A 22900-nucleotide genomic window follows, 5' to 3' on the forward strand; every position below is an offset into this window, starting at 1 on the left:
ATCCATTAAACTAATGTGACGAATATTATACAAATGAGCTTCCAAATCCTCTTTTGGAACTTTTAATTCCAAAGTATCCATAGAAGCATTCGCCTTTATTGGAGCTGAATCAATCGCCTGGGTATGTCCACTCACCATTCCTTTTTCAACACACATAGAAAATATCTTTGTGAAAACTTCTTCAAATACCGCTTCAGGATACAATTGACGGGTACGACTGATGGTGGAATGCCAAGGTAAAGGTTCATCAATGTCATAGCCTAAAAAGAACAAAATATCTAACCGCATACCGCTGTGTTGTATCAAATCTCTATCGCTAATGATGTTTTCCAAATAGCCAACCAAACACAGTTTAAAGAAAACAATAGGGTCAATACTTTTTTGTCCGCTTTCACCGTAATAGGGTCTGGTTAATAGATATAAAAAATCCAAATCCAACACTTGTTTTAATCTCCGATAAAAATTGTGTGCTGGTACTCGCTCACTTAACTGAAAATTAGCGAATAACTTTTCCTGATATTCTTTCTTGCCTTGCATTCCATGAAATTACGGATTTTTCATTTTTTTTACAACTATTTTAACCTATTTTTGATAGAACTTGTGCAACAGACACAATGTATAAAAATAATAGCGGGTTTAGTTCTAAATCCAAAGTCAGTAAAAAAAAAGATTTGTGTTTAACCGAAAAATTAGTGCGTATTAATCAGCTACTATTCTTATACTAGATCGTTGGCAATAAATTAGATAGATGAAAATCACTCACGAAGAATTTCAGAAAGCTAGAAGAATAAGTAGAGCTATTCAAGAACATCTTGAACAAATCAATGATGACGGTTTAAGAAGTATTGATTTGTATCCAATTTTAGTAAGAAAAAAGCTTATAGAAAAAGATAAATACAATGGTCTTTATTTTAGAAGATTTTTAAAAAAATTGAAGAATAACGATTTGTTAAAACTTATTCCTCAATGCAAATTTGATGATGTAAATCCAGATTATACAAAATGGCACTTTTATCGGGTTAAAGTAGAAAATAAATCTAATGAAAATAAAAATGTAGAATCAAAAAAATTAGTGATTCCGAAAATATCTGAAAGTGAAATTGATGAATTAATTAAAAATGCGAAACCGCATATTGAAAAATTACCAAAAATTAATTTAAATAAACTAACTCTTCCGCAATTAGAAACAAGAAAAATGTATGAAAGAGCATACGAATTCTGGACAAAAAGAGAAATTGAAATTATGAGAAGAGCTTATAAAAAATTTGAAAGAATTGATAAAGTTGCTGAATTATTAAAAAGACAACCGAATGTTGTTGAGAAAAAATTGAATGAATAATACTAAAGCAAACACCTCATATAAATTATGCTTACATAGGAACTAGTACAAACGATAAACATTCAAATAACGATTTGCTACAACTGAAAAATCTCCGATTTTCCAGTCGCTTAAATTTTATAAAAAAACACTACTCCAAAAGCTAAAAAAATAAAATGATAAAGAAAATTGACTCTGAAATTAGTAAGCAGATGACAATCTTAAAAGATGAAATCAAAAGACTTGAATTTGAAAATAATTGCGAATTTATTTTGGATGAGGCAAAAGATTTATTTAATGAAAATGGACTAAATTTTAAAGGGGTGTATCTTTTGGAAATTAAGAAAGATGATAAATTTGGGGACTTTAATGAGTGGTTTATTTATTTTAAAAATAAATGGGTAAATCATAGATTTCATAACACTCCTAGGTTGAGAAAAAAAAGTATTGAAAACTTAAAGGTTGATGATAACTGGATTCCGATTTATATCGGAAAATCGAAAAATGTAGGAAAAAGAATTACTCAACATTTGTTTCTTGAAAACGATAAACCTACTTATGCTTTAAAGTTAGAGTCAAAAAAATTTTTAAATAACGAAAAATTCAGAGTTAAAACAATAAAACTGGAAGTTGAAAATTATGACCAAATAGTTCCTGTAATCGAAAACGAATTAAGAAACAGAATTAACCCTATAATTGGAAAACAATAATTAAGGTCAAAACCATTTGGCGACACCTCATAAAATTGATGCTTAAATATGAACTAGTATGAACCGACAAACATTTTAATAAACCGATTTGCTACAACCGAAAAATCTCCGATTTTCCAGTCGCACAAATCTTTTAAAAGCACGTTGGCAAACATTTAAACATCGAAATAAAAAAATGACAAGAGAAAGACAATTAGAATATTGTAAAGTATGTAAAAATCAAAAATTCGAAATTAATCAAGGAATAATTTGCAATTTAACAAATCAGAAAGCCGACTTTGAGAATGAATGTAAAAAATTTGAAATTGACGAACAAAAAGTTGAAACAAATAAAGAAAAAGGAGAAAATGAAAAGAAAAGCAGATTTGCATATGGATTTTCTCCCAAACAAATTGATGACATTTCAGTCCCGAATTTAACAAAACAAGAAGCTTTTATTTTTGCCTACGAAACTGCGAAAAAACTCAAATGGAATATAGGGTTCATAAGTGAATCAGGATTTATAGCTTACACAAAATATTCAATGAGTTCTTGGAGTGAAGAAGTTCAAATAAAAATAGAAGTTGGAAATATTAATATAAAAAGTGAATGCACAGGAAGTCAATTAATAGACTGGGGAAAAAACAGAAAGAATATTGATGAATTTACATCAACCTTTAAACAATTAGAAATAAATAATGACATATTAGACTTAGAGAACGAATATGAAAAGATTTCTAAGGGATTTGTTAAAAAAGAAGATGATATAATTAGTTCTCCTTTATCTAAAAAGGAGAAAATTTCCGGAATATTTTCACTTCTAACTCCGCAAGATGGATATTTTGTAACACCAATATTAATCAATATAAACATATTGATTTTTGCTATTATGGTAATTTCTGGAGTTCATTTCATTATGCCAACAAGTGAAAGTTTACTTTTATGGGGTGCTAATTTCAGGCCTTTATCAATTGAAGGAGAATGGTGGAGATTATTAACAAGTATGTTTTTACATATTGGTATATTTCATTTATTAATGAATATGTATGCTCTTGCATATATTGGATTATTACTTGAGCCATATTTAGGAAAGTCAAGATTTTTAAGTGCTTATATATTATCTGGTATTGCAGGAAGTGTAGCCAGTCTTTATTGGAATGAATTAACAATAAGTGCAGGAGCATCTGGAGCGATATTTGGTATGTATGGGCTTTTTCTTGCTATGCTTTCAACTAATTTAATAGAGAAATCGGCAAGAAAATCACTTTTAACAAGTATTGGTGTTTTTGTAGTTTATAATTTAGTTAATGGAATTAATGGTGATATAGATAATGCTGCCCATATCGGAGGTTTAATAAGTGGTGCAATTATTGGATATTCGTTTTATCCAAGTTTAGTAAAGCCGAATCCAAAATTGAAACGTAACACAATTGGACTTCTAACAATTCTAACTATCTTAACTTCATTTACTATTTTAGAAAACACAACAAGCGATATCGGTAAATACGAAAAGGATATGGCATTATTTGTAAAATTAGAGGAAAAAGCACTTGCACTTTATCAGTTACCTCAAAATTCAACCAATCAACAAATACTTGAAGAAATACAAATAAACGGACTTAAAAGCTGGGAAGAGAGTTTAAAACTAATTGAAAAGGTTGATACATATGAATTGCCAGATATTATTCATCAGAGAAATGCAAAATTAAAAGAGTATTGTGAATTGAGAATAAAGAGTTTTGAAGCGATAGTTAAATCGATAACAGAAGACACAAGTGAATTTGATGATGAGATATCTAATTATAATATTCAAATAGAGCAAATAATTAACGAGTTAACACAGTCTAATTAAAAACGATTTGCCAACAACGCACATAAAAAATAGCTTCATTCAGTAAATTGTCAAAAAAGCAGTACATATTTACAACAACATTAAACCGCATTTTAGCCTGGATTTAAGGAAGCCTTTTGAGGTTCATAACAATCCTAACATCAAATATAAATCGTATCGAAAAAAACATGTAAATTTACTCGAACTTAAAATTTAAGAACCGACCTAGTTCAAATTATTTTTTTGCCTTCTAAACGGCTAAAAAAAATCTTTTGAACGGTTAAAGTAACCAAAAAAAAGGTCAACCTATTTCAGTATAATACATGAACGAACAAATAGCAAAAGAAATAAACAGCATTTTAAATCTACCTTCTGAGTTATTAAATGATTTTCTCAATAAATTGAAACCAGTTCGCATCAATAAAGGTGATTATTTTTTAAAAGAAGGTGATTTATGTAGAAATATTGCATTATTAACCAAGGGTGCATTCTATTCATATTATCAAAAGGATGGCAATGATATTATTGAGGACTTTTGTTTAGAAGGTTGTTTCCTTGCCGACTATCCTGCTTTTATTAACAATGCTGCTGCTAAAAAGAACTTTAAGGCGTTGGAAAATACGCATCTGCATACTATTTCAAAAAAGGAATTGGATGAATTCTATTTATCAAATCCAGCCTATGAAAGGGCAGGACGCTTGATTGCAGAAAATCTTTTTACCAGTTGGGAGGCAAAACTAAGAGATAACATATTTTTATCACCTACAGAGCGATACAAAAAACTTATAAAAAACCGCCCAGACATTTTACAAAGAGTCCCACAGTATCTTATAGCATCCTTTCTAAATATCACACCGCAATATTTAAGTCAAATCCGAAAAAAGATGATTTATTAAAATAGTTGAATGAATTTAGGAAAACGGTTTATCAACTTTGCATTTTAATTAATTGAAAGGCGATTAGCATGAGACTAACATTCTTATTCATTTTACTAACTTTTTTAATCAATCAGGCAATGGGACAAAACACGATTTTATTTAAAACGGCAGGAAGCCTTACACAACAAATCAGAGAAGGAAAAATCAGTTCTTATCAGGTAGTGTCGGCATATATTGAACAAATTGAAAAACAAAACGACACTTATAACGCCATTGTGCTACTCAATAAGAAGCAAGCTTTTGAAAGAGCCAAAGAAGCCGATTTGGCTTTGACTAAAGGAGAAATATGGGGTAAACTTCACGGTGTTCCAATCACAATAAAAGACAATTACAAAACCAAGGGACTGACAACAACAGCCGGTTATTTACCTTTGAAAAATAGTGTGCCGGACGAAAATTCAGAACTTGTGAAACTACTTTTGGCTGAAGGTGCAATTATCATCGGAAAAACTAATCTTTCCGTTTTGGCAATGGATATGCAAGTTGATAATCCGATTTTCGGTAAAACAAACAATCCCTGGGATACTACCCGAACAAGTGGTGGTAGCAGTGGCGGCTGTGCAACAGCATTGGCAACAGGCATGACACCATTGTCTTTCGGAAATGACCTTGCTGGTTCTATTCGCCTACCATCGGCATATTGCGGTGTGTATGGATTTAAACCTACTTTTGGTGTAGTTTCATTAAATGGAATTCAAACAGACCCAAAACAGAAAACCAATGGACTAAAATCACTTGCAGTTGCAGGACCTTTGGCAAGAAATATTAATGATTTGGAACTTGCCTTGCAAATTATTGCTCAAACCACAACTACCGACCAAAGACTTGTTCCGCTCAATCAATGTACTGATACTTTTGACATCAAAAAACTAAAAATAGCGTGGACAGATGAATTTGGCGGTGTTCCGGTTGATAATGAAATAAAAACTACAATTAAAAACTATGTTAAGAAATTGGAAAAAGCAGGAGCAACAGTAGTTAAAACTGTTCCCGAATTAGATTTTTATCAGGTATGGAAAACTTGGGGTAGTTTTGTAGGAATGCAAGGCGGTTATAATACTTCAAATTTCGTAAAATGGTTAGGATTACCTTTTGCAAAAGGTGTTTTAAAAAATGTGCCAATGCATCAAAATATTGTGAAACCTACTTCCGTAGAAAAATATATGATTGCCATGAATATTCAAGACATTATGATTACAATTATGGAAAATTTCTTAAACGAGTATGATGTTTTCATTTGTCCAGTTAGTTCTGTAAAGGCATTCAAACATCATGCTCCGAGTAAATCATACGGCAATTTCAGTATTTACAATAACCCTTTGCTTGTCAACAATAAAGAAATCCACTATTATATGGCAACACAAGCATATACAACTCCTTTCACATTGACCGAGAGCCCTGTGTTATCAATGCCTATTGCTTTATCAAAAGACAGTTTGCCAATAGGTATTCAGGTTATTGGTAAAAGATATGAAGATTTCAAATTATTGGAAATCGGAAAAATTTTAAATGAATATTCTGAAAAATTAAATTTCCCTTTGCAAGATTAAAAAGGAAAAGTATTTGAAATGAAACTCAAAATGCCAGCAGGTAACAATGGTAGCCGTAGCTAGAGACCTTAAAAACACCATTGAATTATCTTTCAAAGATTCTACACGGATACGCGCCATTAAGAATAAACATTTTAATTAAAATAAGGTATTAAAAGTTTTTGCTTTTGTAGTAAATTAAGTTTTGGTTTTTGATTTTCTATAGAAAATTGTATTTAAAACTCTTCTTTAGTTATTGAATTTGATACTCGATACTAATTTCATTCATTTCTAATTTTGAAATTCACTCTAATTAAAAAATCTATTCCAAAATGCAAATGAGTTACCATAAAATTTTTATATGCAGATATATTTATCAAATCTGATATTTGATAATTAAAATCATTTTATCTCATAACTACCTCATTTTAATTTAAATATAATTGTATAAAAATGCAAAAAAAAATAATTTATAAAATAAAATTTTTATTTTAGTATAATAAACTCTAAAACAACTCTAAAACTTACACATTTAAATAATAGTAAGATGAAGATTTTTTATAAAATACTAGTTTTATTTTTTTTCCTGATTTTCAGTGAAAATGCTTTTTCTCAAAAAGATTTCGATAGGGAAATTTTAAAAAAAATGAAAGCAAAAAAAATAGAATGGGGCTATTTTGGAGGTGATGAAGTAGCTAAAATTTACAAAAATAAAAAGTGGGGATTGTATGCTATTTCAGCTTATGACAAAGAAGATATAGACGTAAAAACCATTATCGAACCTAAATTTGACTCCTTAGGTTGGTTTGACCAAAAACCCTTTGCTATTGTAAAAAACAAAAATAAATACGGAATACTTCTAAATCCGTATGAAATAGAAAATGCAGCAAACAAAGTAGAATGCAAATTTTCTAAAATTCTTATAAAAGAAAAAAACGAAGCATATTACACACTTGTTCAAGAAAACAATCTTTGGGGATTAGCCGATTGGTTTGAGCAAGAAATTATTATAGATTGCATATACAAAACACCTGATGAAGTTCCACTTCAAAATGTATCTCCTTGGGAAATAGCCATTATTAAAAGAGCAAAAAAGCAATTAGAGTGCGATGTAATTTTATTTGATTCAGGTAACGGAGATGGCGTTTTTAAAGGTAGAATCAAAAGCACCAAAAAATGGGGAATGTATCAAGATTTAGAAGGTACCGAAATTAAAACATTAATTCCTGCAAACTACGATGACATAGCATTCTTCTCGTGGAATGGAAAGTTTACCGCTGTTACACAAAATGGTAAAATTGGCTTCTACTTATCTCAATTTAGCTATGGCGAACAAACCAAACAATCGGTTCCTTGTATATATGAAGATTACAAATTATATGATCAAAATAACGTAATTAAACTCGCTTGTTTAAGAGACAATAATTGGGGTTGGGTAGATTGGCTAACAGGTGAAGAACGAAGCGAATTTAAATACAAAACCCAAGAAACATTACCCTATCCTGCATACGTTCAAAAAGAATGGATTGAAGAATAAATTAATAAAAATAATGACTATGAAAACACTTAAAATTATATTTTTTATACTTGGTCTTGCTACTTTTAACAGCATACAAGCAAGTACACTTACTGCATCAAACCAAGCACAGCACATTATTTTACTACAAAAGCTACAAACAGCCCTTGCCTATGCTGAAAACAACCCAGAAGACTGTGGCTGCAAACTAAAAGAATATGTTGCCGAGTATTTGGAACTTTTTCCTCCCAACGTTGTGATTTTAGCCAATATACAAACCTACACCCCTGAACAAATTAAAAATGCGGCAGGTACTGCATGTGCATATTTAGAAGCATCACTACGCGAAGGTTTTAATGCTAGTAAATTTAAAGAAAAAATTGCAACACAAATCGGAGTCAATCCAAACAATGAGGACATTAACTCAATACTTTCAGATTTTTTAAATCAAAACAAAAATAAAATGATTTGTGCCAAAGACCCTAAAAGTAATACGAGTCGAAGTATGCACTTTTATAAATATGCTATCTTAAATGGAATTATTGATCTTTATGATGAAATTCTTTTTGACGATGAAGAATTTGAAATCGATTTTAATGCTGTTGAAATTGTTGATGGAAAACCAGAAACTCTTCTAGATTACATTGATAAAAGAATTACCACAGGAACTGGAATTGCAAATACCTTAAAAGGTGTTCGTATTGATGTTGTTGATCTTGGTGGAAAAACTGGTCAGCAATTGATTGATAGCGGTGCATTTATAATGAAATAATAGCACAGTATTTAAAATATTAAAAACTTAAATTTTAAACCTAATTTTTAATAACCTTTTTTTTATGAAAACAAATACAATGCTACCCAATTTAATTTGGCTTATAGCCGTTCTTTTTTTTGCTACACAAACAGTTTATTCTCAAGTTAGAAGAGTAGATGAAGCTTATTGCGAAAAACTTATGAAAGAATCCACCAACGATTTACAACAAAGAGTAAACAACAATACAATGTCACTTCAAAGAGCTAATATTATTCTCGAAGTGCTAGATAATAATTGTAGGCAAGCATCAAGTTATAATTCATTAGCTGATGATTTTGAAATGATTTTTTGGGTTATTAACCCTTCCTATTGCAATAATTTACAGTATGAAAATATTTATGATATTTTTTATAAGTATATGGATCCGGAAGAATATAGCCAAGAAGATGTTGAGTTTGCAAAAGCAATAGTTTTGAAAAATTGTAAAGAAAATGTTAATTCCGGATCCAAATTAAGTTTATATGTTCTAGCTTATGAACATTTAATTAGTCTTGGAATAAATTATGAACCTCTCACGCAAGGAAATAATTTTAGTCTTATGCCAATAATAAAAAGCAGATTAAAAAAAGAATAAAATACTACTATTCTTCGGTATCGCAGTGATACACACTTTAGTTCAATCAAATGTGGATCAATTAAAAATCCTAAAAACAATTGATTGTTAGCGTTGCATTTTAAATGAAATAAAATAGTTTTAAATAAATTTTGTGATAGAAAAGTATATAAAAAATAATTGTGAATCTGATTTGATTGAATGGCTAAAAAAGGTATATGCTAATGATGCGAAAATTTCAGAATCCGATAAAATAAAATTGCAAGAATACGAAACAGCTGATTATGTTCTTTTAGGTATAATTGGGTTAATCCTTGATAATAAAGCCCGGATTTTACTCGGTAAAAAGCAAGTTTATGATAAGGAAATTCAAGAAAAATGTATGCAGTATCCAATTTCACAAAACGATATAGCTGAGATTGCTAACAAATATTTAGAAGATGATTTTAGCGAAGAAAGTGAATTTATTTTACGAAAAGTAATGCTCGAATATCCTAAAAACCAGAATTAATTAACCAAATATAATATGAAAACAAAATTAAAAATCATTATTATTGGAATACTATTTCCAATTTTAATTTACGGGCAAACTTCCAACAATAAAAACCAAGAAGTTTATAACCAAAAAATGAGTGATGCAAGATTTTCAATAAATTATAGCACAAAAAATCTTGTAGATTCATACATTAAATCACTTGAAAATGGATTCTCAGAATCTTTATTGAACGAACAAATACAATATTGCAATAGGTTGCAACAAGCTTGTGAAATGTTAAATGAAGGTACAGAATTAGCACTTCAAGACAGTGCTTTGGAACCTAAAATTAAAGGTTTGTACCAAAAAATTGACTCAACTAATACAGTATCACAGTCTGCATTTAGTTCCTATAAGATGAATGCAGAGGAAATGAAGCAGTTAAAATGCTTTACTGAAAACAGCAATTGCGACTTTGACAATAAAAGACATAATTTAGAAGCATCATTAACTAATATTATAGCCGCTCAAAACACAATTGATTTTAATTATTCACTTTCTTATAAACTCTCTGAACTATTAACATCTTCTTTTAAAAACCAAACTTTAGAGGAAATTTTTAACCCAAAAGAGAAATTAAGAATCTTTACTAATGAAGGTAATCAAGTATGTTTTTATGATGCTCTTTTTCCTGAGGAAAATTTCACTTTTAAATGGTCTGGTTATTTTACAGAAAAAAATGGAAAAAATTTATTACAAGGTTCAGGAGTTTTAGAATATATAAATAACGGATATTCTGTAATTACTTACAAAGGAAATCTAGTAGATGGTAGGTTAATGGATCAAGAAGGGACTATTTCCTATACTAATTTTATTGGACCTGTTGTTAATTCAGATAACAAATATGCAGTACAGTTAAATTTTTGGATTTCTACTTTTTTTTATAATAAGCCCATAGGAGTTTTCTCAATAAATTCAAAATTTGGAGAATACGAAGGGGAGTATGAAAATTATATTCCGCATGGAAAAGGTATTTTAACAAATTCAAATTATAACTGTGAAGGTGAGTTTAAAGGAGGGTATCCTTATACTGTAGATTGTGATCCTGTATATGGATCAGATAAAAAACCAGTTAAATTAGTTAATGGAAAAGAGCAATAAATTAAATAAAATATTAAAATAAGTTGTCTTTTCTATATCTAAACTCAATCCTGTCCTAAATAAAATCCATACATAGAAAACCTGACCATTTCATTGAGTTTAATCTTTGAAATGGTCTTTTTTCAAAACAGAACCCCTTGTATATTTTCTGGAGGCGGTTCTATATGTTTCTGGAAAGGTCTGTCGAGCCATTTTTGCAAGTCAATTTTAACAAATAGATTCAGTCTTATGAATGCTACTAAATTTGATAACTACCAATCAAATTTTGATTGAGCTTTTAATGCTTTTAGTATAAGTATAGTGATTAAAGCTGTCCAAATTTGGATCATTACGGCGTTTTCAGAAGTGCCTATAAATGATTTTATATGCAGTAACTGCTTAATGTCTTTAAAAAATATTTCTACTTGCCATCTACTCTTATACAATTCACCAATAGTGTTAGGTGACCAATGAAATTGATTGGTTATAATTTCTATTACTTGTTGGTTTTGTTCGTCCCAAAGGGAAACACGTCTTAATTTTTTGGGGTATTTAATTTTTGAAGGATCGTTTTTGAGTTCAATTAATTCATCTTTTAGAATATGCTGATGTAAATTCTGAGGCAACACATATTCTTTTATTGTAGTAAATTATAGATTCTCTTTATGTCTAATGACAAAAAACACACCACTGCTGTCCCAAACATTTAAAAGTGAAAAATCATTGTAAAATTGATCAGCTACAATAACACTTCCTTTTAAAATCGGGATCTCATAAGCTCCTTTATTGTCTGCGGTTTTGCCATTTGTAACATTAATATAAGCAGGTAAATTACCATCAATGGCTTTAGAGTTTTTTTATAGTGGTTGTAATTTTAAAAATTCAGTTGCAACTATGTTAGCTTTAGGTTGTAACATACTTAGAACATCTTAATTAACAGTCAATATTTCTAAAAAAAACTGATTGCAACAAACCAATAAGAACCAGTTGCAACTAAATTTAATTTAAGTTGCAATACATTTAAAACTGCCAATCAAAGCTTATTTTACTTGTAAATTGGTTGCAACAATAATTAAAAAAGGAAATAAATGAATATATAAATTATTACAATAATGACAGAATCAAGTCAAATTTAAACAAAATGAGCCCGATACAATATCGAGCTCATTATTATCAAAATTAATTATAAATTTGTCCAAACTTTTGGGTTCAGTCTATTAATGGGTTTTTTGATTGCAAAGCTAGTCGAAACTACATCCAACAATCAGTTGCAACTAATTTGGTTTTTTGTTGCAAACAAGTTGCAACAAAGTGAAATTATAGTTTAACCTTAAATACACTTTCCAAAATCATTTTTTCAATCTTTTCATCAGAAATTTCAGGGCGCTGTTTTTTGACTTTTGATTTTAAGATTGGTTTTTTAGATTTTTCAGGTTTATTTATTATTTCAGCTTCTGCAACTGTTTCAGGTTTTACAGTTGCAACAACTTTTTCAACAATTGGGTCGGTTTCTTTTTGATGTAATTCAGCATTTTCATCAAAAGGATTGTAACCTTTTTTTAAAAGTTCTAATATTTTTTTTCTGTAAGCAGATAAAATATACAAACGATCTTCTTTCGTTTTATACTTATTTGCTTCGCCATATAAAGGAGTTACACGTTTTAATTTTCCAGTTTTTGGGTTTCTGTAAGAAAAATAGACGTACCAACGCTTGGATAAATCGCCACCAGCAGTATGTAATTTTGGTAAAGAATAATTTTTTTTCACAGGCAAATCGTATGCAGAATCGTATGCACTTTCGTATTCAAATGTAATAATTTCCTTCAAACTAGGCATAAAAAAAACGGTTTAGAAAGCTAAACCGTTGTTTTTGAAACATTTAAATTTGTAGCGAGATCGGGAATTGAACCCGAGACCTCCGGGTTATGAATCCGACGCTCTAACCAACTGAGCTACCTCGCCTTTTTCGAGGGTGCAAATATAAAAATAAATATTCTGAAGCCACAAGTTTATTTCATATATTTTTTAATTATTTTAATTTTTTTTAAAAGGAATAATTATATATATTGCCAAATAAAAAAATGAAAATGTCAGTAAAAACCAAATTTGAATTAGAATTCCCAATACACGCTACACCGCATATGTTATACCAATATTTTGGCACGCCTTCTGGCCTTTCAGAATGGTTTGCGGACAATGTAAATTCACGAGGTGAAGTATTTACTTTTATATGGGATGGGTCTGAAGAAAAAGCCAAAGTATTACAAGAACGACCAGAAGAGAAAATAAAATTTAAGTGGTTGGAAGATGAAGATCCAAAGTCTTTTTTCGAATTTAGATTGGAAATTGATGAATTAACTAAAGATGTTTCGTTAATAGTTGTTGATTTTGCAGATGAAGATGAAATTGATGAGGCTAAAATGTTTTGGTCAAATAAAATTGATGAGTTAAAGCACACCATTGGTGCTTAAAAATAAGATGCTAACAAAATAGTTAAAAACCTTGATTTATTCAGGGTTTTTTTATGTAGTTTTGACACATAATTAGTAGAAAATGATAAATTTTAACGGAGAAATAATAAGTAGTTCAAAAGAAATTTTTAATGCTAATAATAGGGCTTTTAAGTATGGAGATGCACTGTTTGAAACTATTAAAGTTGAAAATTGGAATATACAGTTTTTAGAAGATCATTATTTTAGATTAATGGCTTCTATGCGTATGTTACGTATGGAAATCCCAATGAACTTTACTATGGAGTTTTTTGAAAATGAAATAGTTAAAACTTTTAAAAGTAATGATTTAGAAAGTGCCAGGGTAAGATTTACAGTATTTAGAAAAGATGGTGGGTTATACGCTCCAATTTCTAATGAAGTTGGTTTTTTAATTGAGGCTTCTCTGCTAAAAGTTGAAGTAAAAAGCGAATATGAAGTTGATTTGTTTAAAGATTATTTTGTGTATTCAGGCTTGTTGTCAACTGTAAAAACAACTAATAAATTAACAAATGTGTTAGCAAGTATCTATGCTTCTGAAAATAATTTAGACAATTGTATTTTGTTAAATGAAAAAAAACAGGTTGTTGAAGCCATCAACGGTAATCTGTTTATAGTTAAAGGCAGTACCATTAAAACACCATCAATTAGTGACGGTTGTGTTAAAGGGATTATGAGAAAAAAAGTAATTGAATTGATTTTAAAACAAAATAAATATACAATAGAAGAGACTGAAATTTCTCCTTTTGAAATTCAAAAAGCAGATGAAATTTTTATAACAAATGCCATTGTTGGTATACAACCAATTACAAGATATAGAAAAAGTAATTTTAAAACTGAAATTGCTTTAGAACTTTTAAAAGGAATTTAGTTTTAATAATTATTAGGTTAAATATTCTCCCCAAAATACACCCAATGACCATTTTCTTTACAAAACTTTGAGTTTTCGTGAATAACATTGGTGGTTCCGTTTACTATAAAAAAAGCTTTAAATTCAACAGTATCTTCTGTTGCGTTTAAAACTTCTAGTTTTACCCAGTTCACAGATTTCGTCCATTTTTCAATGGTTCTTTTTTCTTGTTTGTTTGGTCGGGTAGAGGAATGATGACTTTTTTGTAAGTAGTTAATATTTGCCAACACAAAAGCACTGTATCTTGAGCGCATTAATTGTGCTGCTGATGAAACTTTATTTATATTTTGATGTGCTTTTTGACAACAATCACTATATTTTTTAGATGGATTACAAGGACATTGCATATGCTTAGTTTAATAATTCTTTTTTGTCTTTTATTCTAAAACAGCGTTCTGTGCCTAAATTTAAAGGATCTCCATATTCTTCAGACCAAAATCCATCTAAAATATCATTGGATATACAGCGATAAACAACCACACCTTTAAAAGTATTTAGATTTTCACCTATATAGCTAAAATTAATCACTAAAATATTGTCTTTAAAAAATCCAGTTCCAACTTGTTTTTGATTAGAACCTATTAACCATTTGGCTGATATTCGATTGTTAGTGTCCAATTCTAATGTAAGCGTTCCTTTATAATTGTTGTCAGATGCATCTTGGTTGCTTCCAATAATTGTATAGGTTCCCGCTAAATTTTTTATTTTCATGATGTTTTCAATTTAGTAACCAATCGTCTTTTATTTGTAAGTTTTGATTAAATTTAAGTTGAATAAAAAATAAATGCTTTTTTAAACTTTAATTGAGCAGCTTTTTTTTATGTTCTCTAAAAACCCTTTCTCGATCCTTGATAATATCGTTTCGATAATCTTTATTAAAAATGAATAGCCATAAACGATTTAAAAGAAATTTTGAATAATCTAGATAAAATAAAGTGCTATTCCAAAAAGAGTAAAACCATTGGTGTTTTATTTTAAACTTAAAAAAATGCAAATATATTTTGTTTTGAAAACTTGTTGGTTTAAAATTAATATCTTTTAAAAATACCCCATGTCTCATAAAATATTTAACAAACAATGCGTTGGTATAGTTATGTTGTATGTCAATTGTTGAATGCTTTTTCAAAATTGAGATGGTATCATAAGCCATTCTGAAATTTATATTGTTATAATAACTTCCTTGGTCATTTATTTGGAGATTTAGTACATTGTGTGCTAATAAGTGTTCGCTATTTGGAATTGAAATACCTTGAAAAATGTTTTTATTGTTTAAAATTTCAGAAGGATTTAAATAATCAAAATACGGTTTTTTTAAAACTTTTTTATGAATTTCAACAGCAGCTAAAGCTGTTTTTTTTGTCAGCCTTGGAAGGTGTCTGGATTCAAAAAGAGTTGCTCTAAGTCTAATTTCTTCGGGTTTGTTATAATTAATTGTTTGCATCAATTCAAAAGCTTCTTGAACTTGATTTGAAGCTACCAAAACATCAATATCACCAACCATGCGTTCTGCTATATCTTTATAATAATTACCAGCAACTAAAGCAGTTCCTTTTAAAAAAACATGGTTTATTTGGTGTTTGTTAAACAGTTCGCTAATCTCTTTAACTTCATTTAAAATTCCAAGGTTTCTATTGCGATTGATTGTTGCGATTTTTTCAAGATATTGGACCAAATCTTCAGGTAAGCAATTCAATAACTGTTTTTCCTTCAACCTGCAATATATGGCAGGTAAAACCAAGTGTCTGCTACCAATTTTTACAATGTCATCCCAATTGAAGTTTTCAGCTTGTAAAGTAGTTTTTAATAAATAAGAATCACTTTTAAAACTTAAAATTGCACCAATAGTTGCTAATGTATTGAATTGATTTTTCATGAATTTGACAAAATTAATTGGATGTTGTTTGGTTATATCTTTAACTAGATTCGCTTCGTTTAATGAATGTTAACTGCTGAATAACTGGTTAAAAAGTTCAATAGCTTTGTTGTTGTCGCTATAGGATAATTTGTAGTAGGACACGTTTTTTAACCAACTTAAAAACTGTTTGGCGTTTTTTTGCTGAGGAGAAACCCAAGAATCTGGAATTAAAGTTTGTAATACTTGATCTGCACTTGTTTTAATTAAACTTGTTGATGCAAGGCCATCATATTTTACATATACAATTTTTGTACAGGGTACATGTTGAATGGTGTTTTCAAAATTTTGTTTTGGAGGAATGTATTTTAGTAGTCCTTTTTTTGTGCCACTGTTAAAGCTTTCAAAATTAATAAAATCAGAGAAATAATTAGTTAGCATATCAAAAGCACCTTGTTTTATAGAAATGGCTGCAGGGTAACGATACACTTCCTGGTTTTTTGATAGTATAGGTGTTATATCATCGGCTATTAAATCTAATCCACTAGCCATTAATAAAGCGCAAAATGTACTTTTACCATTGCCACTATCACCTACCAACATAATAGCTTCTTTTCCGTTAGCTACTGTTGAAGCGTGGAAAGTTCCCAACCAATCGTGTTCTTTTTTATTGTGTAGTACACATAAAAGTTCCATCACAAAACGCCCTTGCAATAAATGGTAATTTTTAAGTTCGTATGCACCTACAAATACTTCGTTTTTAAAAAGAAATAATTCATTGTTTTCTTCATAAATATCAAAAATTGTAGTTTTTTTTATGTTTGAAGTGCTACATAAGTGCATTAATTGTGGGTGAATGTATTGCTTTATTTTTTCAGAAGAAAAATAAATTTCGATAGGGTGTTTATCTATTTGATAGTTTTCTTTAAAGTTACGGTGATGGTTGTTAAATTCTATTTCTTCGGATTTATTTAAAGAAAATGATTTGTTTTGATCTTCTAAAAACAATGAAATATCATTGTAAATAGCTGTTGCTTCTGAATTTTTATTTTTAAAACCTTTAAGGTTAACAATTTCATTGATAAATTGTGATTTGTTTTTTGCAGCTAAATATATTGTTAAATAACTGTATAATAATTCATTTAGTAGAATATAACTATTCGATTTTTTAAACCAAAGTATGTAATTTTGACCTATTAATTGTGTGTATGTTTGGGCTAAATTATTTTTCATAAAAGCTTTAAAATTAATGCAAATAGTTTTGACTTGTACAATAAGGTTATTGGTGTAAAAGTACAAAAACCTTACTGAAAAAAATCAATATGGTTTAAGTTGCTTTTGTTTGATAAATTAAAAATCCACCTCGCTGATTTTCAATATCATCAGTAGATTTTACATTTGTTTTTTTAGGATTTAAAATAAGAAATGTTCCTGTAGTCGTAAAAACAGCGTATTTCCCATTTTTTGAATCGCTTCTTTAATTGTAATTTTGTTGTTGTTTGTTTGCTTTTTCTTAGATGGCTATTTTTCAGAAACAAAATTATCTAATTATTACAATTTTGATTATTAAATTTTTTTACTGTACTATATAAATCCTGCTGTTAGATTGAGAATTGCGCTTCAAATAATTCCGATTTATTTCCCGCCATCAGCAATAAATAATCATAAACAACAATAAAAAATAATAATTAAAAAAGTAATTAATGAATGTCAAATTCGGTCAAGATTATTTATGTAAAGACATAGACTGTAAAATACGTATAGCAGGAACTTAAATTAGATTACCATGAGTATTTGTCTTATAACTTTATTTTGTTACTAATTTAACTTTATAGCAAAAAGCGTGTTTGCCAGGGTGGTTATTAGGAAACGAAAGTTCTAAACCATAAACATCTCTATTCCACACTACTTTTTCATCAGAGCCAATCAAGCTAATATTTGCTATTTCTTTATCGAAGTAAGGTAAAATAGTCGACAACATTTTTGCTGTTATTTTACCTTTGGTTGGGCGATCTAGAACAATAACATAAAGTGTATTTTCATCTTTACTTCTGGTGTATCTAATGTCATTTTCTGTATAAATTGCTTCCCAATTTTCATTAAAATGGTCATCCGTCTTTAAAGTAGTAGGACCTTCACCATCAATTTTCCAGGGACGTGTGTTGTATATAGCCTCACCATTCATATTTAACCATTCACCAATTCCCAATAATGTTTCTTTCTGATCTTCAGGAATAGTTCCATCAGCCTTAGGACTAACATCAAGTAGTAGACAACCATTTTTGCTAACAACATCGCAAAGGATCTCTACAATAGCCTCAGGAGAACGCGATTTACGGCCATTATAAAACCAACCTCCTAATGGAGTGTCACTTAACCAAGGATCTGCACGTAGCCCCGTTGAACGCCCCTTTTCATAATCGAGGATACCTGCACGTGGAGGAATACAAACGTCGAACTTTATTTTGTAGCACAAACCAATATCTTGCTTTTTTTGTTCTGCTTCGTTTAGTAAATAAGCAAATGCTTTTTTACGAATATTGTCGCTTAGCAACTCCAACCCCATATCAAACCAAAATAAATCGGGAGAGTATTTGTCAGCAGACTCTTTTAGAATATCAAACCAACGTTCTTCAAAATCAGCATCGGGATATGGTTCAAAGCTATCGCTATCGGGTGAAAAGCCATGGACTTTTCCGTAAAGGTCTTCATTACCTGTTATTCCCCCGTCAAAAGCAAAAGAATGATAATACCAATACCAAGTAAAAGCGTGATGGTAAGTAATGAGGTATTTCATGTTACGCTTGCGGATGGCTTTTTCAAGTTCTCCAGTAATGTCAACTCCAGCCATGTCTTTGCTATTCCAACGGCTAACATCAGAATCCCAGTTTAGATAATTATCGTGAAATACACCAATTGGTCCCATGAATTTTGCACCAGCTTTGTCAAAGAGGTCTGCCCACTCTTCAGCATTGAATTTAGTTGGATTAAATTGCTTGATGATATCTTTATATCCTACCTCGTTTTGATCGCCGCCAAATAATTCCTTATGTCTAAGAAATTCTCCAGATGGTTTAGCTTCTCCTCTAGGGGCATTATTCCAATATACACCAATGGTATCGTACATAGCCCATCCATACCATTCTGTGGTTTTATTTTGAGTGGCTAAAGTAGCTGGGCCAATACAAGTGAAAATTCCAAACTTGGCATCTCGGAACCATTCAGGAACAGAATGTTTGGCAATGGAAGGCCATTCTTCTTTGAATGTTTTACCTGACTTTTTTGCCTGTTCAATTTGATCGACTTCACTGGCATTTTCTTTTTCAGCTAGTTTGTTTTGTGCGTAAACTATTTGGTTTATGCTAAATAGAAGAAATGCCATACACATTCCTAAAGTTTGAATTTTATTTTTCATAATATTTTAGTTGTTTGATACTTTTTTTAATTTCAGTTTATAACAAAATGCATGTTTCCCGTTTATATTTTTAGGGAATGAGAAAGTCATATTAGTTTCGTTTTGCTTCCATACAATGTTTTCATGAGAACCAATTAGGCTTACACTTTCAATTTCGCGGCTTAAATATTCGAAACCTTTACCCAGTTTTTTAGCTACCACGGTATTTGTTGTAGGTTTGTCCATCACAATTACGTAAAGTGTATTATGATCTTTGCTTTGTGTGTATCGAATATCTCTTTCGGTGTAAATCGCTTCCCAATTTTCATTAAAATGTCCGTCTTTTTCGAGTTTCGTTGGGCCTTCTTCAGCAATAACCCACGGACGTGTATTGTAAATTGCTTCACCGTTTACTTTTAACCATTCACCTATACCTAATAAGGTTTCTTTTTGATCGTTGGGAATGGTTCCATCTGGTTTTGGACTTACATCTAACAGCAAGCATCCGTTTTTGCTTACAATATCAATAAGGATTTCAATAATGGCTTCGGAAGATCGAGATTTACGACCATTATAAAACCAACCACTAAGGGGGGTGTCGGTTAACCAAGCATCTTCACGAGCACTTTGTGAGCGGCCTTTTTCAAAATCAAGAATACCTGCCGATGGAGGAATACAAATGTCAAATTTTGTTTTGTAAGAGATGCCAATTTCTTGCTGATTTTGTTCCCCATTATTAAGTATCATTGCATAAGCTTTTTTACGAATATCATCGCTTAATAACTCTAGCCCCATATCAAACCAAAATAAATCTGGCTTATATTTTATAGCAGCTTCTTCTAGCTTTTTAAACCATAAATCTTCGTATTCGGCATCGGGGTATTCTCCAAAACTATCTGGATCGTCAGAAAATGTATGTGGTTTACAGTATAAATCTTGATATTCTGGATTTGCGCCATCGTATTTATGCGATTCGGTAAAGAACCACCAAGAAAAAGCATGATGAAAAGTTATCAGGTATTTCATATTTTTTGCACGAATAGCTTTTTCTAACTCACCTACAACATCAATACCAGCAGTGCGCTTCATATTCCAACGTGTAACTTCAGAATCCCACAACATAAAATTATCGTGATGACATCCCATAGGACCCGAAAATTTAGCTCCAGCTTTAAAAAATAAATTTGCCCACTCTTCTGCATCAAATTTATCGGGCTGAAAATCCATAATCAAATCCTTGTAACCATATACATTTTGGTCTCCAAATAATTCTTGATGTAGCTTAAATTCTCGTGAAGTATCGGGAGAATCAGGTCGAACAGCATTTGTCCAATACTTTTGTTTTTTATTATACATAGCCCAACCCCACCATTCGGTAGTTTGGTGTTGAGTTGCCAAAACGGCTGGTCCAAAATGTGTGTAAATGCCAAATTTAGCATCTCTAAACCATTCAGGTGTTGAATGCCGAGCTATGGATGGCCATTCTTCTTTATAAACTTTTTTTACTTCATGTTTCTCTTTATCTTCAATAGTTTCGCTTAGATTTTGCTGTGATTTTTTTTGGCAATTTATATGGTTGCTAAAAAAAAGAATGGTTAGTAGTAAAATAGATTTAATTAGATTCATAAATGCTTTAGTTTAATGTTATTATATTCTTGTGGATGATTTATTTAAATTGTTTTATGTTAAACTATATACTTCTGTATATCAACATTTCAAAATTATACACAAGCATTTAATTACACTTATTTTCAACTATATTATAACTATATTCTAGTGTTCATACCTCCAACATAAACTATATTTAAAACAGATTTAACTATCTTGCGTTTCAAAAAAAACAACATGCGATTTTGGATATTTTTTTTATATGTATTAATAATTATTTGCCCAACTTCAGTCTTACCCCAAAACTCAACAGATACATCATTGTTTCAAATTGAGAAATTTAGTCAGGATCGATATCATATGTCACAAGCTCCTGCAGAGGAGGCTTATTCCTATTTTACAAAAGGATCAGAATACTTTTTATCAAAAGGTGATACCATCAATCATTTAAACTGTGTTGTTCATATGTCTGATATTGAGTACCGGAAAGGTAAATTTAATAATGCATTCGATTTACTTTGGGATGTAATGCCTATGGCTTATAAGATTTCTAACAAAATGCCACTGCTAGAAATTCATCAAATGTTAGGCATTCTATATGGTGTTTATAATATAGAAAAGGAGGCTTTATATCATGTGAAAGAAGGATTGAAAATTGCCAAAAAATACGTAAAGTTAGATGAAAAATTTAGGGAGAGACTTACTGCCTGTTATTTTGATGTTGCCATACAATATGTAACAATGCATGATTATGATTTAGCGCTCCAATATCTTGATACCTGTTATAAGTCTGACAAGTCAGGAAGCAGGTTATATTTTGTTGATGGCGTATACGGGCAAGTATATGTTGAACTAAAAGAATATGATAAGGCTAAAAAATATTTAGAAGGTGTACTTGCATACCTTGAAAAACAAGGAAATGGTTTTCAAGTTTCGGTGTCATATTATATGGGTGAATTGAAAAGTGCCATTAATGAAACAGATAGTGCTTTTGTTTACTATAACAAATCTCTTATTGCTATAGATTCTCTGCAAACTCAAACCAAACTGAAGCCTTTAGTTTTGGAGAAAATTGCAATGCTGTATGCAAAAGCGAATAACCATAAGCTTGCTTTTGATAATATGCAAAAGTCAAAGAAGTGGTCTGATAGCTTATTTAATACCCAAAGTCAACAAAATAAAAGTCTTTTTGAGATTAAAAACAGATACAAAGACGATCTGCAAAAAAAGGAAGAACAAATAGAAAACCAAACTAAACTGTTGGAGTTGAATAATAAAGCCAAATTTAGATTAAGGTTATTAATTATTGTAATTATATTATTGACATCTATAGCCTTTGTCACATTTAGGTTGAAAGTAAAAATGAAAAATCTAGCTTTTAATAAGAAACTTAACGATGAAAAGAACAAAACGATACTTAATATCAAAAATAAAGAACTTACAGCTAATGCCCTGCAAATAATAGAGAAGGAGCAATTTGTTAAAGAACTATTAGAAGAACTAAAAGATAAAACACCAGATTCACATAAAACTTTGAACATCAAATATAAACAGAGTAATAAGAAAATATGGGAAGATTTTCATTTCCGCTTTACTCAAATCAATAAAAGTTTCTACGACCAATTATTGAAATTATATCCTGATTTAACTCCTACAGATTTGAAGCATTGTGCTCTTGTGAAACTTAATTTCGACAGCAAAGAAATGTCTCACTTATTAGGAATTTCTGTAAATAGTGTGCATATGGCTCGTTCACGCATCCGAAAAAAAATGAATTTAAAAAGAGAAGATAATTTGTGTAATTTTTTGAATAAGATAAAATAATTTTTAATGCCGACAAGTTT

Annotated in this window: 22 protein-coding genes, 1 tRNA gene and 1 pseudogene; 14 read left to right on the forward strand and 10 right to left on the reverse strand. The window is 30.1% G+C overall.

Annotated elements, in window-relative coordinates:
* Positions 1 to 537 (reverse strand): transposase (locus EC396_RS08970; RefSeq protein ID WP_164975233.1); only part of this gene is annotated, 537 nt, incomplete at its 3' end.
* 211 nt (positions 538 to 748) lie between these two features.
* On the opposite strand from EC396_RS08970, the gene EC396_RS08975 reads away from it, so the two are divergent.
* From EC396_RS08975 to EC396_RS09020, 10 genes are all read left to right on the forward strand, one after another.
* Positions 749 to 1339, forward strand: coding sequence for a hypothetical protein (locus EC396_RS08975; RefSeq protein ID WP_129366372.1), 591 nt, complete (start codon positions 749 to 751; stop codon positions 1337 to 1339).
* 155 nt (positions 1340 to 1494) lie between these two features.
* Entirely contained in the window at positions 1495 to 2028 is a 534-nt protein-coding gene (locus EC396_RS08980; RefSeq protein WP_129366373.1) for a GIY-YIG nuclease family protein, read from the forward strand.
* Positions 2029 to 2203: 175 nt separating this feature from the next.
* Positions 2204 to 3859, forward strand: coding sequence for a rhomboid family intramembrane serine protease (locus tag EC396_RS08985; RefSeq protein ID WP_129366374.1), 1656 nt, complete (start codon positions 2204 to 2206; stop codon positions 3857 to 3859).
* 302 nt (positions 3860 to 4161) lie between these two features.
* On the forward strand, positions 4162 to 4734 hold the full coding sequence (locus EC396_RS08990) for a Crp/Fnr family transcriptional regulator (RefSeq protein WP_129366375.1): 573 nt from the start codon (positions 4162 to 4164) through the stop codon (positions 4732 to 4734).
* 68 nt (positions 4735 to 4802) lie between these two features.
* Positions 4803 to 6326, forward strand: coding sequence for an amidase (locus EC396_RS08995; protein ID WP_129366376.1), 1524 nt, complete (start codon positions 4803 to 4805; stop codon positions 6324 to 6326).
* Between the two features lie 625 nt (positions 6327 to 6951).
* Positions 6952 to 7842 (forward strand): WG repeat-containing protein, encoded by an 891-nt coding sequence (locus tag EC396_RS09000; protein WP_240665673.1) that lies wholly within the window; start codon positions 6952 to 6954, stop codon positions 7840 to 7842.
* A gap of 19 nt (positions 7843 to 7861) precedes the next feature.
* On the forward strand, positions 7862 to 8593 hold the full coding sequence (locus EC396_RS09005; RefSeq protein WP_129366378.1) for a hypothetical protein: 732 nt from the start codon (positions 7862 to 7864) through the stop codon (positions 8591 to 8593).
* A gap of 64 nt (positions 8594 to 8657) precedes the next feature.
* A complete protein-coding gene (locus EC396_RS09010; RefSeq protein ID WP_129366379.1) occupies positions 8658 to 9209 on the forward strand; it encodes a hypothetical protein in 552 nt (183 codons plus the stop codon).
* 133 nt (positions 9210 to 9342) lie between these two features.
* A complete protein-coding gene (locus EC396_RS09015) occupies positions 9343 to 9699 on the forward strand; it encodes a hypothetical protein (RefSeq protein ID WP_129366380.1) in 357 nt (118 codons plus the stop codon).
* Between the two features lie 15 nt (positions 9700 to 9714).
* On the forward strand, positions 9715 to 10824 hold the full coding sequence (locus EC396_RS09020) for a hypothetical protein (RefSeq protein WP_129366381.1): 1110 nt from the start codon (positions 9715 to 9717) through the stop codon (positions 10822 to 10824).
* 251 nt (positions 10825 to 11075) lie between these two features.
* On the opposite strand, the gene EC396_RS18095 is transcribed toward EC396_RS09020, so the two are convergent.
* On the reverse strand, positions 11076 to 11429 hold the full coding sequence (locus tag EC396_RS18095; protein WP_240665674.1) for a transposase: 354 nt from the start codon (positions 11427 to 11429) through the stop codon (positions 11076 to 11078).
* Between the two features lie 449 nt (positions 11430 to 11878).
* Between EC396_RS18095 and EC396_RS09030 the strand changes: the two are divergent.
* Positions 11879 to 11986, forward strand: a pseudogene (locus EC396_RS09030) (IS3 family transposase); the annotation flags it as partial.
* A 134-nt stretch (positions 11987 to 12120) separates the two neighbouring features.
* On the opposite strand, the gene EC396_RS09035 reads toward EC396_RS09030, so the two are convergent.
* Both EC396_RS09035 and EC396_RS09040 read right to left on the reverse strand, forming a co-directional pair.
* Entirely contained in the window at positions 12121 to 12639 is a 519-nt protein-coding gene (locus tag EC396_RS09035; protein WP_129366382.1) for a hypothetical protein, read from the reverse strand.
* 52 nt (positions 12640 to 12691) lie between these two features.
* Positions 12692 to 12765, reverse strand: a tRNA-Met gene (locus EC396_RS09040).
* A gap of 125 nt (positions 12766 to 12890) precedes the next feature.
* Between EC396_RS09040 and EC396_RS09045 the strand changes: the two genes are divergently transcribed.
* A complete protein-coding gene (locus tag EC396_RS09045; RefSeq protein ID WP_129366383.1) occupies positions 12891 to 13274 on the forward strand; it encodes an START-like domain-containing protein in 384 nt (127 codons plus the stop codon).
* A gap of 82 nt (positions 13275 to 13356) precedes the next feature.
* Positions 13357 to 14163: an aminotransferase class IV gene (locus tag EC396_RS09050; RefSeq protein ID WP_129366384.1), complete on the forward strand. Its 807-nt coding sequence runs from the start codon at positions 13357 to 13359 to the stop codon at positions 14161 to 14163.
* Positions 14164 to 14180: 17 nt separating this feature from the next.
* Here the strand turns inward: EC396_RS09050 and EC396_RS09055 are convergent, their stop codons facing one another.
* The 6 genes from EC396_RS09055 to EC396_RS09080 all read right to left on the reverse strand — a co-directional run bounded on the left by EC396_RS09055 (position 14181) and on the right by EC396_RS09080 (position 21074).
* Entirely contained in the window at positions 14181 to 14549 is a 369-nt protein-coding gene (locus EC396_RS09055) for a YchJ family protein (RefSeq protein WP_129366385.1), read from the reverse strand.
* Between the two features lie 4 nt (positions 14550 to 14553).
* Positions 14554 to 14913: a hypothetical protein gene (locus tag EC396_RS09060; RefSeq protein WP_129366386.1), complete on the reverse strand. Its 360-nt coding sequence runs from the start codon at positions 14911 to 14913 to the stop codon at positions 14554 to 14556.
* Between the two features lie 88 nt (positions 14914 to 15001).
* Positions 15002 to 16075: a nucleotidyltransferase family protein gene (locus EC396_RS09065; protein ID WP_129366387.1), complete on the reverse strand. Its 1074-nt coding sequence runs from the start codon at positions 16073 to 16075 to the stop codon at positions 15002 to 15004.
* A gap of 69 nt (positions 16076 to 16144) precedes the next feature.
* The gene (locus EC396_RS09070; protein ID WP_129366388.1) at positions 16145 to 17287 is read right to left on the reverse strand and encodes a hypothetical protein; all 1143 of its coding nucleotides are present in this window, start codon (positions 17285 to 17287) and stop codon (positions 16145 to 16147) included.
* A gap of 574 nt (positions 17288 to 17861) precedes the next feature.
* On the reverse strand, positions 17862 to 19469 hold the full coding sequence (locus EC396_RS09075; protein WP_129366389.1) for an alpha-L-fucosidase: 1608 nt from the start codon (positions 19467 to 19469) through the stop codon (positions 17862 to 17864).
* Positions 19470 to 19475: 6 nt separating this feature from the next.
* Positions 19476 to 21074, reverse strand: a complete 1599-nt coding sequence (locus tag EC396_RS09080) for an alpha-L-fucosidase (protein ID WP_129366390.1) — start codon at positions 21072 to 21074, stop codon at positions 19476 to 19478.
* 219 nt (positions 21075 to 21293) lie between these two features.
* Between EC396_RS09080 and EC396_RS09085 the strand changes: the two genes are divergently transcribed.
* The gene (locus EC396_RS09085) at positions 21294 to 22880 is read left to right on the forward strand and encodes a hypothetical protein (RefSeq protein ID WP_129366391.1); all 1587 of its coding nucleotides are present in this window, start codon (positions 21294 to 21296) and stop codon (positions 22878 to 22880) included.
* Positions 22881 to 22900: the final 20 nt, after the last annotated feature.

It is taken from the genome of Lutibacter sp. HS1-25 (assembly GCF_004121075.1).
Taxonomy (GTDB): Bacteria; Bacteroidota; Bacteroidia; order Flavobacteriales; family Flavobacteriaceae; genus Lutibacter.

Coding starts and splice junctions, on each gene's coding strand:
- EC396_RS08975 (WP_129366372.1), top strand. CDS start 749: ATGAAAATCACTCACGAAGAATTTCAGAAAGCTAGAAGAATAAGTAGA.
- EC396_RS08980 (WP_129366373.1), top strand. CDS start 1,495: ATGATAAAGAAAATTGACTCTGAAATTAGTAAGCAGATGACAATCTTA.
- EC396_RS08985 (WP_129366374.1), top strand. CDS start 2,204: ATGACAAGAGAAAGACAATTAGAATATTGTAAAGTATGTAAAAATCAA.
- EC396_RS08990 (WP_129366375.1), top strand. CDS start 4,162: ATGAACGAACAAATAGCAAAAGAAATAAACAGCATTTTAAATCTACCT.
- EC396_RS08995 (WP_129366376.1), top strand. CDS start 4,803: ATGAGACTAACATTCTTATTCATTTTACTAACTTTTTTAATCAATCAG.
- EC396_RS09000 (WP_240665673.1), top strand. CDS start 6,952: ATGAAAGCAAAAAAAATAGAATGGGGCTATTTTGGAGGTGATGAAGTA.
- EC396_RS09005 (WP_129366378.1), top strand. CDS start 7,862: ATGAAAACACTTAAAATTATATTTTTTATACTTGGTCTTGCTACTTTT.
- EC396_RS09010 (WP_129366379.1), top strand. CDS start 8,658: ATGAAAACAAATACAATGCTACCCAATTTAATTTGGCTTATAGCCGTT.
- EC396_RS09020 (WP_129366381.1), top strand. CDS start 9,715: ATGAAAACAAAATTAAAAATCATTATTATTGGAATACTATTTCCAATT.
- EC396_RS09035 (WP_129366382.1), bottom strand. CDS start 12,639: ATGCCTAGTTTGAAGGAAATTATTACATTTGAATACGAAAGTGCATAC.
- EC396_RS09045 (WP_129366383.1), top strand. CDS start 12,891: ATGTCAGTAAAAACCAAATTTGAATTAGAATTCCCAATACACGCTACA.
- EC396_RS09050 (WP_129366384.1), top strand. CDS start 13,357: ATGATAAATTTTAACGGAGAAATAATAAGTAGTTCAAAAGAAATTTTT.
- EC396_RS09055 (WP_129366385.1), bottom strand. CDS start 14,549: ATGCAATGTCCTTGTAATCCATCTAAAAAATATAGTGATTGTTGTCAA.
- EC396_RS09060 (WP_129366386.1), bottom strand. CDS start 14,913: ATGAAAATAAAAAATTTAGCGGGAACCTATACAATTATTGGAAGCAAC.
- EC396_RS09065 (WP_129366387.1), bottom strand. CDS start 16,075: ATGAAAAATCAATTCAATACATTAGCAACTATTGGTGCAATTTTAAGT.
- EC396_RS09070 (WP_129366388.1), bottom strand. CDS start 17,287: ATGAAAAATAATTTAGCCCAAACATACACACAATTAATAGGTCAAAAT.
- EC396_RS09075 (WP_129366389.1), bottom strand. CDS start 19,469: ATGAAAAATAAAATTCAAACTTTAGGAATGTGTATGGCATTTCTTCTA.
- EC396_RS09080 (WP_129366390.1), bottom strand. CDS start 21,074: ATGAATCTAATTAAATCTATTTTACTACTAACCATTCTTTTTTTTAGC.
- EC396_RS09085 (WP_129366391.1), top strand. CDS start 21,294: ATGCGATTTTGGATATTTTTTTTATATGTATTAATAATTATTTGCCCA.